Source organism: Dyadobacter sp. CY312 (assembly GCF_021390535.1).
Lineage (GTDB): Bacteria > Bacteroidota > Bacteroidia > Cytophagales > Spirosomataceae > Dyadobacter.
This window is the reverse complement of sequence record NZ_JAJUXG010000005.1, coordinates 63045-81212: the sequence shown is the minus strand read 5'-3', so window position 1 is coordinate 81212 and position 18168 is coordinate 63045. Positions and strand designations below refer to the sequence as shown.

Sequence of the window (18168 nt, the reverse complement as noted above, 5' to 3'; positions counted from 1 at the left end):
TGAATTGTTAAAGAGTGGTTTTCTTTTGTTTTAAAGTGTAACTCAGTTTCAAATGAAGACTTCTTCCAGCATTTTGAATCCTGAAATAATCATACAAACTGGTATTGGTAATATTCTTGATTTCAAATCCTATAGAATAGCGATCTGTCGGCTGGTAATTGAAACCCGCACTTAATAAATGCTGTGAAGGAATAATCAAATCCGACTGAATATCCGCACTTCCTGTCAAACCCAAAAAGCTTTTTGGTTCAACGCGTTCGGGAATCGTTTCCAGATAAAACTCTCTAATGAAATTGTATAGCGCATAAACCTGAATTCGATCTGTTTTCGAAAACAGTCCTGTAAACTTGCCGTTCAGACTTGCGTTCGCAAAGAAGTATGGCGTGTTGCGTAAGCGTGCGCCGTTTTTCCAGACATCCTGAGAAGATTCAAGACCGAAAAGCCGCAAACTCTGCCAGGTGAAATTTCCTCCTGCCGTAAAATATTGCAAAAAATGAACTGATAAATCTGCTTCCAGACCATAGCCTTTCACGTTTTCCATATTCATGTATTGCGCATACGGAGGCTGAGTCGGCACCATCAGAACCATATCCCTGGTTCGCCTGTAAAATCCATTTACTTCCAGTGTGTAGCGTGAGGGTTTGCTCAAATAATACCCCAGGTTAAAATTGAGACTTCGCTCGGGTTTCAGGTTAAAATTTGGAACAACCCAGGCACCATCACCGAATAATTCTTCCTGCTCGGGAAGCCTGTTTGCAGCTTCTGCCGAAACCCGGGCAAAACTATGGTCTGTCAGTTGGTATTTAACAGCTTCTGCAAAACCCCAATACTGTCCGCTCTGGCTTACTTCTTCATTCTGGTCTACCGGCCTTGCTGCCCATGCTTCTATTCCCCGTGAAGAAAACCGGTAAAACTTTCCCATCATGTTGTTGGTCAATTTCTCTGAAAACAGCTTCGTTTCCAGTCCCGCAGCAAATACCTGCTTATTGTACAAAGCCGGTATTGATAAAACATCTATATCTGTGCCCGCGAATTTTGTACCGTAAGGATCGCTACCAGAACGTCTGGAAGAGGTATATACATAATTGAATTCCAGTTTATTAAGAGCATTTACATTGTAAATGAAATTTGTTCTGGATATGACATTTCTGAAACGCAGGTCCGATAACGCAGCCTGACGGCTCTCTCCGGTGCGGGAAGGGTTCGGTGTAAAATTGCCCAGCCAGTCGTATTGTCCATGCAAAGTATCTGTGCGGTTGATCGTCACAGTATTCACAACAGCAAACTGATCGATCAAAAACTTGTCGTTCATAAACGACTTTTTATATCGCACCGAAGGAATCACAGAAGCCTGTCTACCGGTAACCGCACCGTAAGGATCGGTCATAAGTGCAGGATGCTGTTGCTCGCGGTTGAGTACAAAACCGGAAAGCGTAAAACGTAGCTCATCGGCCCAGTTGCGGTTTACAACGCCTGCAAAAGCTTCGGCATAGTAACTTGTGAAAGCATTGTGAAACAAAGAAACATTCTGCATCTTTTGATTCTTGGTAACGGGATCCGTTACTTTCACATTGGCCTTATAGTTGTTGTCAGAGTGATTGTAGAAAGCATCAGCACCGAATATCCATTTTTTTTCAGCATCAGTATAAAAACCATTCAGCGACAACCTGTGCGTGTTGAATGAGGCAATTTCGTACGCAACGTTTAGCTCCGGGCGGTAGGTTTTTCTTGTTACCAAATTAACTGCTCCACCCAAGGCATCGGCACCAAGTGAAACCGGCAATACACCTTTGAAAATCTCAACCCTTTCCAATGAATTGACAGGAACCGAAGAAATATTGTAGCCATCACGGAGATAATCAAGCGGAATGCCGTCTTTGAAGTAACGAATCGATCTCCCCTGAAAACCACCAACCGAAATATCGGGAGCGGAACCCAACCCACCCGCCTGGCGAATGCGCACACCTGCTGAACGATTCATCAGTTCAGTGAGTGTTGCAGGCTGATTGAATACTTCACGTGTAGAAATTACCGCACTTTTAATTGCCTGTTCACGCATTTCCTGAGTGGCAGATTTGCCTGCAACCACAACCTCCGAAAGTTGTTGACTATCCTTGACAAGTTCAATTGACAAAACCAACGGCTGACGCACGTCTAAGTTTACTTCCTTTTGGAATTGTTTGTAACCCAAATGAGAAACGGTAATTTTATACCGACCGGAAGCCAGGTTCGGAAAACAGAAAGAACCGGAAGAATCGGCAATCTCGGTTCTTGAAATTGCTTCAATCTGAACCACCGCCCTAAAAAGCGGATTACCTGTTTCACCTTTTACAGCCCCTGACAGAATACAGCTACGATCCTGCATGGAAAAACCGGCAGAAACGCTCAGCAAATAACCGGCAATAACAATTGCGAACCTGAACAAATATTTTGGTATAGAAATCTTCACTGATTATTCTCAGCCATTTGCTGGTGCCTAAGGTCATGAAATTTATCCTCGTCCATATCCAGCTTCCAGTAAGCCGTTGCGTGTAGTTCGGTTTTATCGAGCTGATGCGTTTCCTTAAAATGATTACGCAACTCTTTTATTGTTACAAATTCAGCAGCAATCCAAACGTAGCGTTTCACTGTCGAATCCGGCAGCTGAACCGATAAAACCGCATCAGAAAGTTTACTTCCGTAACCGGCAGGAATTCCGTTTCGATGAAGCCAGTTTACTTCGATGCCACTTTCGGTGATAATTTGCTGCTCCTCCCCTGCGTTGGCCACTTCTATAAAAGCAGTTCCTTTTGCAGATGCAGGTAAATTTTCAATGATTGCACTGATGGCAGGAAGTGCAGTTTCATCTCCGGCAAACAAATACCAGTCGGCATTGTATTGCGCTAAACCTTCCCTATAAGCAACTCCAAGAAAATCTCCGGGACGGGCTTTTTCTGCCCATGCAGAAGCCGGTCCTTCGTCGCCATGTAGCACGAAATCAATGTCGATTTCTCCGTTTTCTAAATTCAGATTCCTAAGCGTGTAGGTTCTTACTGTTGCCCTTTGATCGTCGGCAGGGTGAACAACACGGCCATTTTCGCCTATTATTTGCAGCACAGGTTTTTGTTGTCCTGGCCTGGGAATGAATACTTTGAGGTGGCTTCCCGGACTTAAACTATTATTGTAAACCGCCTTGCAACCCTTAAAAGAAATACGGCGCATTCCGGGTGTAACGTTCCTGTATTTTGTAACCTCTAAGATATCAAATTGAATTGGAGAGGGTGTTTTGTTTTCCTTCGACATACCAACTAGCACTTAAATTTATCAACCCTATATACTAATTTTATATAGACTCAATATAAATAATAAACACAAAGCTAGTTTTTATATGCGTAATGTCAATAGTAAAAACAGGTTTATTTAAGTTAAAAAACGCCCTTATGACCTAAATCATAGAAATCAAGGCCATTTCCCCTCACAATGTCGTCTTAACTGTATCTATCAGTCACAAATATAGTCTCTTCAATTTTATCGGATATGATCCACCTTAACTTCCGATACCCCGGCTTTCAAAGTAAGGTCGGGGATTTTGCTTTTGGACAAAGTCAGGGTCAACGTCATGGTATATTGCAGCTCATCATCCAGCACCTGTAACTGGTGATCAGGATAAAGCGCTGCCAATCTTTTGCGTACATTGACTAACCCTAAGCCTCCAATCGTTTTTTTGGCATTGACGGGTTTACTATTTACAATCGAAAGAGTAAGCACTTCGTCCCGCAATTTAAGATCAATTTTCACAAACGACTTTTTGGCTGTACTGCCTACGCCATGCTTAAAAGCATTTTCAATAAATGTGATTAGAACAAATGGAGCAATTACCAGCGTCTCGTCCACAGGATTGGGATAACTGGTTTCAAGGGTTAGCCTTTTTGAAGTTCTCAGTTGTTCCAGTTCCACATAGTTTCTGATAAACGATATTTCTTTATACAGAGGTACCATTGCATCCGCGGTTTCATAAAGAGAATAGCGCATCATCCCAGACAACTGTTGAACAATTTTTGCCGCACGAGGGCTTTCTTCCTCCGTAAGCGCATAGATGCTATTGAGGACATTGAACAAAAAATGTGGACTGATCTGACTTTTCAAAAAATCAAGTTCCAAACGGTTGTAGTCCTGTTGCAAATTGGCATTCCGTACCTGTCGCCTGTATATCTCAATCAGCAATTTCAACGCCAGCGGGTAAAAGGCCCGTTCTATAATGAACATTAAATGATAGAATGTTGCCGGATGAAACAGTGCTTTCCAATATGGCATCCTGTCAAAATGGCTAATAGAACCCGTGTAATCATCTGGCAAGCCGCAATAATGCTTAACGAGATATGACGTGTAGTAATAGCAGGTAAACAAAATAAAATAGTAAACAACCATCCCAACAACCAGAAACCCAGGTTTTCGGGAATAATGAGTGAATAGAAATACGAGGAAATAATACTGAACAACCACGCAAAATGCATCACGTACAATGGGGCCAGCGTAAGTTTTAAATGGATAATCGAGCGGCACTGATGGGTACAAAAACCATGGGACGTATGCAGAAAATATCAGTAGTAAAATCCCTGTTATCAGCAGGGCATGAAAACCTACACGTGTCCAGCCGTGGTATTTTGTATTGTCTGCAACGATATCCAGTCTGATCATGCTAGTATTGGAGAAATCCTGAGCCTTTTAAAAATGTTCTTCAAAGGAATCTGTTCATGAAGTATTTCGGTTACTTTTTTCGACGAGAGCAGTGATTTATCCGATAAAGATCGTTTTGCATTTTCATCGGAAATAACATGGACTCTATCGAATTAATTAAGTTGATTATGAATGACCCGATACCTTTGTTTCCATAGTCGATGAAGGCTAAATCAAAGCATTGGTATTATGAAATCAGCCATTTTTTCAAAGCAATCTTTACCTCCTCCCGATAGTTAGGGCCGATAATCAATTCCTGACCGGAAGTTGTGATCACAGTGTTTCCTTCGAGTGTTTTGATATAGCGAAGTTGCACCAAAAAGGATCGGTGAATGCGAAGGAAACGATCAGCAGGAAGTGTCTCGCAGAGTTTCTTCATTGTGACAAGTGTAACAAGAAAACGATCTGAAAGAAAAACTTTGATGTAATCGCCAAGCGATTCCACGAAAATGATTTCATCGAAATGAACCTGTTCCAGTTTCTTATCGGTCTTGAAAAATATAAAATCTGATGGTGCAACTGTTTCTGACAAAACCGGTGAGTTCTCTGATGTGACAGCAGCAGAAACTGGCTGAGAAGTTCCGTTCATTTTTTCCCTGGCCCGGCCAACAGCTTTAAGGAAACGGTCAAACGTAATTGGTTTCAGAAGATAGTCGGTAACACCCATATCGAAACCATCCAATGCGTGGGCCGGATTTGCAGTTGTTACAATTATTGCGGGATGTGGTGCAGGATAAGCCCGCAGGAATTCGATCCCCGTCATTTCCGGCATGTTGATATCCAGAAAAATAATATCGGGATGCATAGCGGGGAGTTGATCATAGGCTACAATGGCGTCATCGAATGTTGCGGCAAGTTCCAGCGAAGAGACACGACGGACATATTTTTCAAGGAGTTCCTGAGCCAGAGGCTCATCTTCTATAATTGCACAACGAAGCGTATTTGTCATCACTAGAAATTAAAATGCCGGGGCATGAACAGCGGTTATCAAGACACATAATCATGAAAGTAACAAAGCATTTTCTATAAATCAAAAGCCATCTAAACCAAGATCAGTCCATGAAAACGAAATTAAAACCATTTCTTACTCTAATTTTTGCCCTCACTTATACATTTGTTCAGGCGCAGGAAAATTCAGACCAGAAAGCTGTAAATCCAGATGAATGTTCCTGCTCCCAGGCTTTGGAAGAAGTTATTGACAAAGTAACCCGCGTTTATGCCGGATTTGACGACAAGGTTACCGCTAAAACCCGTCCAGCCTACGACAAACTAATTAAAAATCTACGAAGCAAAGCATCCTCCGTTAGCACTCCTTTGGCATGCCAGACCGTCTTACAAACCTATACTGACTTTTTTAAGGACAGCCATGTTGCCTCGGTATGGATGAGAGGCACAAAACAGGCGGTATCAAACATGGAAGCGAATAAAAACCGGACCGATCTCGTGACTTTCAGGAAACTAAATGACGATTTTCTGTATGTAAAACTTGCCGTTTTTGACCAGAGAGAAGTAGGGAAACTCGATAGCATGTTAACAGCAAACCGCGAATTGCTGGCCAAAACACCGTATCTGATTATGGATTTAAGGGGAAACGGTGGCGGCAACACCAGCACCTCCGACGAAATGGCCAGACTCATTTACACCAATCCAATGGTGTATCCGGCATGGGACTACCGTAGCAGCGAGGAATTTATCAAATCCAAAGAACGGGAGATAAAGACTTATAAGGATACAACCGATCCTTACTACAAACGTGTGTTGAATTTACTGAATGCTGCAAAGGCAAACCCAGGCAAAATGGTGAAAGACTCCGGCGATTTGGTGCGTACCATTGACGTAGACCCCAAAAGCTATCCCCGGCAAATCGCCTTTCTGATTGATAAGGGAAGTGGAAGTGCTACGGAATTCTACATATTTGAAGGCAAACAAAGCAAAAAAGTAACTCTTTTTGGCACAAACTCTTATGGTGTAATGGATTACGGAAGCGATCAGGATTTTAGAATTTGCGACGGGATTTACAACTTAGCTACACCTTGGGGACGCAATGGCTGGGTGAAGGATTTTCGGATTGATAACGTCGGCTTTAAGCCAGATGTAAGAATACCAGAAGGAGAAAAAGATTGGATTGGCTTTGTTCAAAAGTATTACTCAAATACTGAAAAAAAATAGAGATTAAAAGCTTCCAAAATCAGCCATCTGCCGGATTTGCACCAAACAAATTCAGTAGGTGGCTTTATCATTTAGCTTCTGTGTTAATATAGTTCCATCTTTTAAACGGGACGGCCCTTTAACTGTATGCCCGAGACAACCTTCCGCAACGCTGAGAAACTATCTTGTCAGATAAAAATCTATTTATGCAATTATTCGGTCATGAGTTGAGCTCTGCTCAAATGTTGTTAGGGAAATTGGCAGGGACACTGCTATTCTGTTTGGGCTGTACGGCCATTTCATTCGGACAGAGCCAACCGCTCACATTTGAGCAGTACAATCCCGTGTCTACCTTGGTAGTTCCGGAGCATTCGGTGACAGCTTCCAAATTTCCATTTATTGACATACACAATCATCAGCCGTATATGGAAAATCAGGATTTGAATAAGCTGGTAACGACCATGGACGCAATGAACATGAAGGTGATGATCAACCTGAGTGGAAAAGGCGGCGATGCTCTCAAACAAATGACGGATAATGTAAAGAAGCACCAATACGCAGACCGGATCGTCATTTTTACCAATGTAAACTTTAAAGGTTTTGGTGAGTCCAACTGGACTCGTAACACTTTACAACAACTGGAAAAGGATTTTAAAAACGGCGCAAAAGGGCTTAAAGTTTTTAAAGAGCTTGGTCTTACATACAAAGATGAAAAAGGGAATCGTATTGCGGTGGACGATTCCCGGCTTGATCCGATCTGGCAAAAGTGCGCCGAATACGGCTGGCCTGTGCTCATTCATTCCGCGGCGCCAAAGTCGTTTTGGGATCCGATGGACGAGAAAAATGAACGCTGGCTTGAAATGTACAAGCATGCCGATCGGCAGTATATGAACCTGGATATATCGTGGCAGCAAATTATTGACGAGCAACACAGGATGTTCCGTAAACACCCGAAAACGAAATTTATCAATGCCCACTTTGGTTGGCTGGCCAACGACCTTGCAAAGCTCTCAAAGCTCATGGATGAGCTTCCAAATATGTACACCGAATTTGGTGCAGTTATAGCGGAACTTGGCAGACAGCCCGCAATGGCCCGTAGTTTTTTTGAGAAATATCAGGACAGGATCCTCTTTGGCAAAGACTCCTGGGTTCCGTCAGAATACAATACCTATTTTCGTGTGTTGGAAACCAATGACGAGTATTTCCCTTACCACAAAAAATACCACGCACACTGGAACATGTATGGCATGGGACTAAGCGACCAAATACTAAAAAAGGTTTATTATAAAAATGCGCTTACTTTACTTCCGGGTATAAACAAGTCATTCTTTCCTGATTAACTTAAATCAGTTTGCCCAACACTCTGTACAAAAATGCGAAACCAATGAAACCTAACATTCTCAAACTGTTCCTACGTCTTGCACTTTCTACCGGTTTTTTATCCGCGGTTGCCGACAGGTTTGGTTTTTGGAGCAAAGAGAACTCCGTTTGGGGAAATTGGGATAATTTCGTGAGCTACACTGCTCAGTTAAATCCATGGTTCCCGGAAGCCTTCATTTCCCCCGCTGCCATAGTTGCCACTGCGGCAGAAATTATCTTGCCAATATTTTTGCTTCTTGGATTTAAAACCGAGCTCTTCGCAAAACTTAGCGGATGCCTTTTACTCATTTTTGCATTATCGATGACATTTTCGACCGGAATCAAGGGAGCTTTTGATTATTCTATCTTTGCCGCCGCCGGAGCTGCGTTTGCCCTCAGCAACATCAGGCAAAAGTATTTTGAACTGGATATTTATCTCAAATAGGTTTAAAACCAACTATCTGACAGATTATTAGCAACAAATGTTTACTGAAATTTCATAAAAAAATGGTTCGGCGGAGACTCTTTTACCTAAGAATTAGCTACCTACTTTGCGTTTATCAGCTGTATCTATACTAAGAATAAATCCAAATTTAGGCAAAACGGGCACAAATACTCCGGTATGCTTTAATACCTTTTTTAAGCTGTGTAAATTTGAAATTGGCCCAACAATTACAAAGGTGATACAGCAGAAGAGATTAAGAAAAAGCGTGAGTCTTACGGTCACACAAAGCAAAAAGCTACACGAACTGAGCGAGTTCGACGGTTTGGACCCCGTTGAACACGTCAACCGCGCCATTGATGAGTATCTTGTAAAACAGAAACGCGATTTTGTTGCTCCGAAAGAAAAAGACATTGCTGCACGCATTAACGAACGTTCTCCTGACGTGAAGGTGAAAGGCGCCATGTGGATTGGAGGCGTAGTCGATAAATATGCGTTTTCGGCCCTGGTGCTGAAAATACCTGCCAAACTTGCTATTGAAAACGGTCATATCTCCAAACTTTCGATCTGGGATCCGGAGGTAATGGAAAGTACCGGCAGTTTCATCGGCTCCTGTATTGTGAATTATGACCGCGGCTGGGATATAAAACCAAGCAAAATTGCAGAACCTTACTTTAACAGGGTGATTTCACTACTTAGCCAAAAAGAGGATATTAAACCGAAAACGAAGGAAGCTGTTTAGAGAGCTGCTTACATGCTCTCTTTCAATTTTTGAATATTCCGGATAATCGTTGCCTTATCTGTTCCTGAAACTGAAATTTCCAGTGCGGTTTCCAAATGTTGGAGTGCCTTTTGGTTGTCAATTCCAGTGTACAGATTTCCCAGCAGAGAAAAATAGAAATGGTTGGTTTTCAGATCCAGCTTTTCAGCTTCTGCAATTGCAACTTTTTTACCACTTGTCATCGACAAGGCGTAGGTCCGGTTCAAAGCAGCAATGGGTGAATATTCCAGTATAAGTAAGCTATTGTACAGCTGCAATATACTTTCCCATTTTTCAATTGTGCTTTCCTTTTGCGTATGCCAGTATGCAATTCCTGCTTCCAGATGATACCTCGACAGCTCATTGCCCACGGATGCTTTGTTGAGGAAGTACCCGCCGCGTGCAATTAGCTCCTGATTCCAGAGCGTTTCATCCTGATCCTGGTACAATATCATTTCCCCGCTCTCGTTCACTCTCGCATCGAAACGAGAAACATGGAAACACATCAACGCCAACAACGCACTTGCGGCAGGTCTATTGGTAGTTTCGTTTTCTACCAACAAATAACACAGTCTCATCGCCTCTGCACAAAGGTCTTTGCGTAATATGGTGTTTTGATGACCAGCTGAATAATAGCCTTCCGAAAACAGCACGTAAATCGTCGTCAAAACGTTGCCCAGCCGTTCGTTGATTTCAGCAGTTGAAGGTTGCTCAATCCTGATATTTTCTTCCTTCAACCGCTCCTTCGCACGGTTAATTCTTTTATATACCACATCTCGATTGGTAAGAAATGCGTCTGCAATCTCCTGAACGCCAAAACCACACAACAAATTGAGTGCAAGTGCGACTTGTGAATCGCTGGAAATCGACGGATGGCACACCGCAAATATCATGGCCAGCTGGCTATCTGAAATATTCTTGACCGATAAATCAACCTCAATTTCCTCCGAAAGTGGCGCATTGTATTTAATATCTGGCGCCAGCTTATTTTCGAATAAAGAGCTTCGTTTAAGGTGATTTTTGGTTTTATTCTTGGCTACTGTATAAAGCCAGGCAGTGGGATTTTCGGGTAGCCCGTTTACACTCCACAGCTCGGTTGCCGAAAGAAAGGTATCGCTTACAATATCCTCTGCAATCTCAATATGTTCGATACCAAATAAATAACAGAGCACCCCAACAATCTTGCGGTACTCTGTTCTAAACAAATTTGGCAGAAGTTCACCTTCCATAATTCCTGAATGGCTTTGATTGACCACAAAATTAAATGTAGCAGAGCTATTTATTAGCAGGAGGAGTAACAGCCATCCGGATTTCTACATTTCCACCCAATTTCAGAATCGGGCATCCTTTGGCAATTTCAGAGGCTTCATCATAGTCCGCGGCTGTAACCACAATCATACCGCCAATTGACTCTTTGATTTCAGCGTAGGGGCCGTTAATTACAGCGCTGTTTGGTTTCACAATCCGCCCTTCACCATCCCATCTTTGGAGCGGTCTTGCCAGTTTATTTTGTGCTGCAAGACTGCCAAACCAGTCCTGCCAGGCTTTCAGCGATGTTTGCAATACCTCTGGCGATGGTTGCTCTTCCTTCGTGGTAAAGTCCCTGCGGAAAATTAAAAGAAACTCATTCATTGTATTTCGGTTTATATATTTGAATTTCGATCATCCAAACTGCCCTACCTGATAGGTACCCGGTGTGGTTGGAAATGCAAGATTAAGACGATTCCAGGTATTAATTGTAGTAATTGCAAAAGTAAGGTCAACAAGTTCCTGTTCAGTAAAGTATTTGCAAGCCTCCACATATACATGATCCGGCACATCGCATTCGGTTACTGCTTCCGACCATGCCAGCGCCGCCCTCTCACGATCGGTGTAATATGGAGTTTCCCGCCAAACGCTAAGTCCATACAGCCGCTGCTCAGTTTCACCCTTTGCACGGGCATCTTTTGCGTGCATATCAAGGCAATATGCGCAGCCATTAATTTGAGAAACGCGGAAGAATACCAGTTCCAGCAGGTTTACTTCAACAGGCGATTTTTTAAGATAGCCACCAAATGCGAACAACAATTTCAAAGCACCTTGTCCCTTGTCATTCATGTTTATTCTCTGCTCCATTTTGTAAGATATTTAGAAGTTTAAAAACCAATGACAACCGGCAATACCAGGATTGGACATTCGTAATGAAAATAATTTCAATAAAAATCCATGGACCTTGGCCAGATTATCCTTGATACTTGCCATAACTCCGGCGATTAAAGCAAAGCGGATGTTTAAAAAGTAAAGATATCTGAATTTGAACCTTCCAGTTGGGAACCATGTAAGGCTACCAGATCCGTTTCCACTTGTTACCAACAACTCATTTTGACGTATTGAGTGGTGTAAACCATTTCTATCAGGTCGGGTAACTCAAGATGTATGGCAAAAAAGCAATCCGGGCAATTTGATAAAATTTTTAAAGAGAATCTTGAAGCAGTAATTCCCACGTTAATTGCAAAATTACTAAAAATACAACCTGTTATTTCGGAGGAGTTGCAAGACAACATTCAGCACACACGCGAAAGACGTCCTGATGTATTGAGAAAAATAACCGATGTCAATAACAATACATTTGTACTGCATCTGGAAATACAACTCTCAAATGAGCCGGAAATGGTTTTCAGAATGGCGGAATATGACTTGATGCTTTTGAGGAAATACCGTCTTCCCGTAGAGCAATATGTCATTTACATAGGAAAAGGCAAGCCTGCCATGCCCTTGAAGTTGCAAACAAAAAGGCACCAGTTTCAATTTCCAATGATCGTAATGGCAGATATCGATTACCAAATTTTCCTAGAATCAACCAATCCCGGCGAAGTCGTTTTTGCAATTCTTGGCGATTTTAAAAGCGAGAACCCAAAGGATGCGGTAACCAATATTGTCAAACGTGTGCATGAAACCAGCCACAGCGATTTTACGTTAAAAAGACATTTGGTTCAATTGCGAGTTTTATCGCAAATTCGTAAATTAGAGCTCTTAACACAGAAAGCAATGGAAAGTATCAGCAAATATTTCAAAGAGGAAAAGGATTTTCTTTACGTGAAAGGTCATGAAAGAGGCCTGAGTCAAAAGGAATATGAAAAAAATGTTTCGTTTACAAAATCACTGATTCAAGAAACAGCCTTTGATGATATCAAAATCGCAAGCCTGGTTGGCGTCACAGTTGACTTCGTTGTGCAGATCCGGGAGTCCATTGAGAAATAGGCCGATTGGAAGTTATATCTCAGTCCTATCCCCTACTTCCCCAATCTCTTTGTCAGGTATGCCTCCATTTCAGCCAGAGACAACGCATTCAAGGTCATGTCTTTAGTAAGTCCCCCTTTTCTCGCAACTGCTACACCGTAATGCATATCGTAATAGCCTTCTCTTGAATGTGCATCTGGATTAATGCTTAGCAAAACACCTTTTTCTAAGCAATAAGATATCCACCGCCAGTCAAGATCCAGGCGCCATGGCGACGCATTTATTTCTACAACAACACGATTGGCGGCACAGGCATCAATAATAACCTTGTGATCAATAGGATAGCCTTCACGGGAAAGCAACAGTCGCCCGGTAGGATGTCCTAAAATAGTAGTGTAAGGATTCTCGATCGCTTTCAGCAAGCGCGCGGTGGCTTTCTCCTGCGACATGGTGAGGTTGCTGTGCACAGAAGCAACAATGTAATCGAAACTGGCAAGTATCTCGGTTGGATAATCCAGAGAACCGTCACCCAGTATATCCGATTCAATTCCTTTTAAGATCTTAAATGGTTTGGCAGGATTTTCAGCGGCAAAACGGGCATTCAATCCTGATATTTCTTCATGTTGCCGAAGTACATCCTCCACTTTTAATCCCTGAGCATACGTTGCAGTCTGCGAGTGGTCAGCTATACCCAGATATTCAAATCCTAATTCCTGGCAAAACAACGCCATTTGTTCCAGCGTATTCTGGCCATCGGAGTAGGTACTGTGGTTATGCAAAATCCCTTTCAGATCGTCCCAGGTTATCAAGTCACTGGCGTTATGGTTCTGAGCCCATTGAAACTCCCCTTCTCCTTCACGCATTTCCGGAACGATATATGGCAATTCTGCACTTTGGTATAACGCTTCTTCGCTATCAATTGCACCAAAATAAGCGTGTTTCCAGATCGTACTGCCGGCAGCAGTAGTTTGCCCCAAATGATCCTGCCCTGCCGATTCCAGAAACAATTCATTTACCATCCTGTCCGGCCTCACTGCAATAATTTCTACGGCTACCGCGGCTTCCTGTATATTACCCTTCCAGACAAATGGAGACGAATTCTTTTCATCCTGAATCAGAAAATCAATTCCCTTCAATGTATCCTGCAGCAGCGCGGGCGATTCGGTTTTAACCAAAACCTTCACAGTGCTTACTATCTCCGACTTCCGTCTGATATCCCCGGCAACCTGTACTTCCACAAACGTTTGTTTCAAAGCGTCAGAGATGCGCTGAGCGACCATTTCCGCTTTGTCCATTCTCAGTTTACCCGCCTGATCCTTTAAAAATGCCAGCGATTCCAATATCTTTTGCTGCGTGCTGCCTCCCAGACCTTTCACCTTTGAAACACTTCCGTTCAGACAGGCAAGTTCCAGTTCATGCAGGTTGTCAATTCCAAGTTCTTTCCACAGCAACGCTATTTTTTTAGGTCCAATACCTTTGATATTGAACATCTCCATCACGCCGGGAGGAGTGTTTTGAAGAAGCTCTTCCAGTTCAGGAAATGTACCGGTTCTTACAATTTCAATGATCTTGCCCGCCGTACTTTTACCAATTCCTTGCAATTTAGTGAGCTCATCAAGAGTCATGTACTGTAACTCCCCATCCTTGTATTTGTCCAGATAAAATCCGGCAACGCCATAAGTTTTTATCCTGTTCGGATCTGCGCCATGCAGTTCAAGGAGTTTGGCAGTAAGTTCTAGTATCTCGACAATTTCGGAATTGCTCATGGGAAACGGTTATGAATTGATATGCGAAGTACGAGTATTTAAGATTGAATGGCAATAGAGGGGATTGTTTTGAGCGCTAACATTTTTACCGCAATGGACGCAATAGGTTTACGCAATGGGACGCAAGTGTCAATAATTGTAAACGGTCCTTGCGAACTTTGCGTTTTTCTATTGCGACTATTGCGGTAGAAATTTCCGAGGCGTAATATTTAACCGCAATCGGCGCAATGGGTTCACGCAATGGGCGCAAGGTTATCATTCTATACATTACTAACCAAAAACCTATCGAAACTTACCATTCAACAGGTACACAAGTATTTACAAGTTCCGCATGTACCTCAAATAAACCATCCATCACCTGGCGTAATGGAAGTTTGTTCACTTGTTTATTACTTTGATGAACCCCATTGACTCATCTCTAATCAAACATCATGAACGCAAAATCATTTCAGAGACTAACGCTATATTTCGTTGGCGTTGTAACAGCCTCAATACTGGGCGTATTGTTTTGGGATCACTTTCATGAAGGAGTGCCGAGTCATCATCTGCTTGCAAATAAAAATTTACCAGAAATCTCCAACTGGTGGGGAGCTTTTTCACTCCCGCTAACGTCATATTTTTTATTAACACGGATTAAAAAACGTATCACCTCTGCAAGACAAACGGACAGTAACGACGTAAAATGGAAGTTTTTGTTGCCATTTCTAGCTTCGCTGGCATATGCACTTATTCTGGCGATATCCTATACAACCGGTAATTCTCAAATTTCCGGTTTCATGTTTCAGGCACTTTTTATTATTGCTATACTGGTTCCTATTTATAAATCAGAATATCTCCTGGGATTTATTATCGGTCTGGTTTATACATTTGGAGGAGTATTACCCATTATAATTGCCAGCTTTTTTGCAATACTGAGTTATACAATTCAAGTCTTCGTAATCCCACTTATCAAAAAAATACCCAGTGTGTTGGGTTGGAAGAAATAATCATGGGTTCCAAAGCGATAAAAAATGATTTTTAAAGAAGCCCAAATCAACGACATAGACGATTATATGATCGTTCGTATGGCTGTTAAAGAAAATGTTTAAGAAATCCAGCCCTGGTTACCCGACAAGATAACATTGATTACCTAACAAAATATGGCAAAGACTGGGTATGCCAAATCGAAGACAAGATTGTTGGATTTACAATTGTAGGACTAACACAACAAAATGTGTGGGCGTTGTTCGTGCAAGTTACTTTTCATAGCCTGAGGCACAGTTACGCTACTGGTCAGACACTTACACGAAAGAGGGGGACATAAAATTGATACAGGAGCTACTTGGGCATAACGACATAAAAACCACCATGCAGTATGCCCATGTAAGCAAGCTGATGATTTTAAAAAATTAAATTTTCGATTGATACCATGGAGTAAACTAGTTGCGTATTTTGTATTATTTGAGAGGCAAAAACTTACATTAAACGACATCAACACACTGAAAATAAGTCATTTAAAAAAGACAATGCATTGTATTTGGAATATCAGTCTCAAATTGATAATCTTGCAAAGGCGCCCACAAGTTGCGTCTATAAACAAGTTATGCACCATTTTAGGACCACCCTACACAAAACAAAATGACGACAGAAAAACGATACGAAATATTAAACTCTTTGCCGACTTACGGACCAATGTATGTTCCTGTAACAGACAATGGAGAGCCATTTTATTTCGAAGGTTTTCCTGTTCGTTTTTATAAGTCTGACGGAACAGAATGGGTTGCCAACTTTCAACCAGGTTGCACAGACTTAAAGCAAATTATTGAATTTAAAAAAACTCAAAACTTGTTAATAGTTGCTTGTGGAACTTGTTATTTAATGAACCCAAACGACACAAAGCCCATTGAAGTTTTTGGAGTTGGCTATTCAGACATTTTTAAGGCAAGCAAAGGCAGACTTGTTTTGCAAGACCAAATCGACCTGACAATTATTGAGCCTGACGGAACACATTGGGACACAGAAAGAATTTCGTGGGACGGATTGGCTGAAATTAAAGTTGAAAATAATTTGGTATATGGACTTGCATTTAATCCAATGCACGATGCAGATGAATGGGTTGAGTTTAAGTATGACCTTGACACAAAAACTTTGACAGGTGGAAGTTACTGTACATTTTCAAACAAAAAACCTTGGTGTAAAGTATGGTAACAGAAAAATTTGCTTGTCCTTGTTGTGGCTATAAGACATTCGCTGAACAGCCAAACGGGCATTACGATATATGTGAAGTTTGTTTTTGGGAAGACGACCCAATTCAATTTGACAACCCGAATTATGAAAGTGGAGCAAACCACGTTTCACTTAGACAAGGACAAAAGAATTTCATTGAGTTTGGTGCCTGTGAAAAAGAAATGATTAGGAATGTAAGACAGCCAACCAAGGACGAAGAACGAGACGAAAATTGGAAACCATTCGAATTATAAAAACGGTACATAACAGCAGTTTGGCAAAATGGCGGGTTTAGTGCTGAATTCAACAGTATTTCTTCGATTGAACTTTTGTGCAAAATTGAACATTTGTGCTTCGATTTCCGCCACTTCGCCAAGCTGCAAAACGTTATGTGATATTATAAAATGACAACGTCTGAAAAAATAGTTATAGACGAAGGATTTTGTTACCCTTCTTTTCCCATTCTCGACAATGGGGATGTTTTTGTATGTCTAAGATTTACTGAACCAGATTTATCTGAACATATTTGCAAATACTCAGAAATAAGGCTTATAAATATTGAAACAAAAATTGTCAAATGGAACTGTTCTTTAAAAGACGAAGGAGACTATGTTACTTCAAAACCTATTTTACACAAGAACAAATATTACATTACTACAAATAATTATATTATTGCACTTAACAAAAATGACGGAAGTATTGTATGGCAGATAAAGTATAAATTATGGATAACCAATATAAATATAATAGACGATTTGATTTATTTGTGCAATGACAAAGAGATAAAAGTAATAAATTGTGAAAATGGAAAAACAATAAAATCGAAAAAATACAGAGTTAAATGGCTAGACAGCAAAGTAGTAAAGCATAATAATAGACTTTTTGTATCTACTTCAAATTCAAAAATTATTGAAGTAAATATTGATACGCTTGAAATTGAAAATGAATTCAAATATTCTGGTGGTTGGGCAATTGCAAGTACGCCAATCTTTACAAATAACTTAATGCTATCAAATTCTTATGCTTCTTATGCAAGTTGTTTTGATTTGACAACTAATGAGACTTTATGGCGAACAAACAAACAAGTTGGAGCAGAACCTAAACAACTTCTTGATGAAGACAACCAACTTTTTTTTATTGTCGAGATTTTACAAGTTTATAGACTGTCGGCAATCACTATTAAAAATGGTAAAAAATTGTGGACACAAGAGTATCATATACAAGATTTAAAAAACCTAAATGATAAAAGTATCATAGGACTTTTGAAAAATAAAAACGGACAATATTTTATTGGAATCATAAATAAAAGAGACGGAATTATTGAAAAGGAAATTTGTTCAACAAAATATAATTTTGACAAAAGATTTGAGTACAGACTTTGGAAAGGGGCTGAAATATGTGTGTACAAAGAAAAAATTATAATAACATATAGCCCGAATGAAATTTTCATAATAATGAATAAAAATAACATCACATAACAAGGGTTTTGCAATAGTGGGGCGAAACTGCAAAGTTCAACGGTAGTTCTTCGGTTCAACTTTTGTACAAAATTG

Annotated in this window: 18 protein-coding genes; 10 read left to right on the top strand and 8 right to left on the bottom strand. The window is 41.0% G+C overall.

What is annotated here, in order from left to right; translation table 11 throughout:
• Positions 1–7: 7 nt before the first annotated feature.
• The 4 genes from LZG71_RS08025 to LZG71_RS08010 all read right to left on the bottom strand — a co-directional run bounded on the left by LZG71_RS08025 (position 8) and on the right by LZG71_RS08010 (position 5665).
• A complete protein-coding gene (locus LZG71_RS08025) occupies positions 8–2449 on the bottom strand; it encodes a TonB-dependent receptor (protein WP_233818819.1) in 2442 nt (813 codons plus the stop codon).
• Positions 2446–3282, bottom strand: a complete 837-nt coding sequence (locus tag LZG71_RS08020) for a siderophore-interacting protein (protein WP_233818817.1) — start codon at positions 3280–3282, stop codon at positions 2446–2448. The genes LZG71_RS08025 and LZG71_RS08020 overlap by 4 nt, the downstream gene beginning before the upstream one ends.
• Before the next feature lie 225 nt (positions 3283–3507).
• Positions 3508–4677 (bottom strand): sensor histidine kinase, encoded by a 1170-nt coding sequence (locus LZG71_RS08015; RefSeq protein ID WP_233818815.1) that lies wholly within the window; start codon positions 4675–4677, stop codon positions 3508–3510.
• A gap of 226 nt (positions 4678–4903) precedes the next feature.
• A complete protein-coding gene (locus tag LZG71_RS08010) occupies positions 4904–5665 on the bottom strand; it encodes a LytTR family DNA-binding domain-containing protein (RefSeq protein WP_233818813.1) in 762 nt (253 codons plus the stop codon).
• A gap of 110 nt (positions 5666–5775) precedes the next feature.
• Between LZG71_RS08010 and LZG71_RS08005 the strand changes: the two genes are divergently transcribed.
• The 4 genes from LZG71_RS08005 (at position 5776) to LZG71_RS07990 (ending at position 9407) form a co-directional block, all read left to right on the top strand.
• A complete protein-coding gene (locus tag LZG71_RS08005) occupies positions 5776–6885 on the top strand; it encodes a S41 family peptidase (protein ID WP_233818811.1) in 1110 nt (369 codons plus the stop codon).
• A gap of 185 nt (positions 6886–7070) precedes the next feature.
• Positions 7071–8204 (top strand): amidohydrolase family protein, encoded by a 1134-nt coding sequence (locus tag LZG71_RS08000; RefSeq protein ID WP_233818809.1) that lies wholly within the window; start codon positions 7071–7073, stop codon positions 8202–8204.
• 44 nt (positions 8205–8248) lie between these two features.
• Positions 8249–8668, top strand: a complete 420-nt coding sequence (locus tag LZG71_RS07995) for a DoxX family membrane protein (protein WP_233818807.1) — start codon at positions 8249–8251, stop codon at positions 8666–8668.
• 235 nt (positions 8669–8903) lie between these two features.
• Positions 8904–9407, top strand: coding sequence for a hypothetical protein (locus tag LZG71_RS07990; protein ID WP_233818805.1), 504 nt, complete (start codon positions 8904–8906; stop codon positions 9405–9407).
• An 8-nt stretch (positions 9408–9415) separates the two neighbouring features.
• Here the strand turns inward: LZG71_RS07990 and LZG71_RS07985 are convergent, their stop codons facing one another.
• The 3 genes from LZG71_RS07985 to LZG71_RS07975 are packed head-to-tail and all read right to left on the bottom strand — an operon-like array spanning position 9416 to position 11540.
• Positions 9416–10654 (bottom strand): RNA polymerase sigma factor, encoded by a 1239-nt coding sequence (locus LZG71_RS07985; protein ID WP_233818804.1) that lies wholly within the window; start codon positions 10652–10654, stop codon positions 9416–9418.
• A 46-nt stretch (positions 10655–10700) separates the two neighbouring features.
• On the bottom strand, positions 10701–11057 hold the full coding sequence (locus LZG71_RS07980) for a YciI family protein (protein WP_233818802.1): 357 nt from the start codon (positions 11055–11057) through the stop codon (positions 10701–10703).
• A gap of 30 nt (positions 11058–11087) precedes the next feature.
• Complete coding sequence (locus LZG71_RS07975) at positions 11088–11540, bottom strand: carboxymuconolactone decarboxylase family protein (RefSeq protein WP_233818801.1); 453 nt, start codon at positions 11538–11540, stop codon at positions 11088–11090.
• A gap of 300 nt (positions 11541–11840) precedes the next feature.
• Here LZG71_RS07975 and LZG71_RS07970 point away from each other — a divergent pair, with 300 nt between their 5' ends.
• Positions 11841–12665, top strand: a complete 825-nt coding sequence (locus LZG71_RS07970; protein ID WP_233818800.1) for a hypothetical protein — start codon at positions 11841–11843, stop codon at positions 12663–12665.
• Positions 12666–12697: 32 nt separating this feature from the next.
• Here LZG71_RS07970 and LZG71_RS07965 read toward each other — a convergent pair whose 3' ends face one another.
• Positions 12698–14410 (bottom strand): DNA polymerase/3'-5' exonuclease PolX, encoded by a 1713-nt coding sequence (locus LZG71_RS07965; RefSeq protein ID WP_233818799.1) that lies wholly within the window; start codon positions 14408–14410, stop codon positions 12698–12700.
• A gap of 431 nt (positions 14411–14841) precedes the next feature.
• On the opposite strand from LZG71_RS07965, the gene LZG71_RS07960 reads away from it, so the two are divergent.
• The 5 genes from LZG71_RS07960 (at position 14842) to LZG71_RS07940 (ending at position 18093) form a co-directional block, all read left to right on the top strand.
• Positions 14842–15396, top strand: coding sequence for a hypothetical protein (locus LZG71_RS07960; protein ID WP_233818797.1), 555 nt, complete (start codon positions 14842–14844; stop codon positions 15394–15396).
• A gap of 319 nt (positions 15397–15715) precedes the next feature.
• Positions 15716–15802, top strand: coding sequence for a hypothetical protein (locus LZG71_RS07955; protein ID WP_233819267.1), 87 nt, complete (start codon positions 15716–15718; stop codon positions 15800–15802).
• Positions 15803–16027: 225 nt separating this feature from the next.
• Complete coding sequence (locus LZG71_RS07950) at positions 16028–16597, top strand: hypothetical protein (RefSeq protein WP_233818796.1); 570 nt, start codon at positions 16028–16030, stop codon at positions 16595–16597.
• The gene (locus LZG71_RS07945) at positions 16591–16869 is read left to right on the top strand and encodes a CPCC family cysteine-rich protein (protein WP_233818795.1); all 279 of its coding nucleotides are present in this window, start codon (positions 16591–16593) and stop codon (positions 16867–16869) included. The genes LZG71_RS07950 and LZG71_RS07945 overlap by 7 nt, the downstream gene beginning before the upstream one ends.
• Before the next feature lie 150 nt (positions 16870–17019).
• Positions 17020–18093: a PQQ-binding-like beta-propeller repeat protein gene (locus LZG71_RS07940; RefSeq protein WP_233818794.1), complete on the top strand. Its 1074-nt coding sequence runs from the start codon at positions 17020–17022 to the stop codon at positions 18091–18093.
• Positions 18094–18168: the final 75 nt, after the last annotated feature.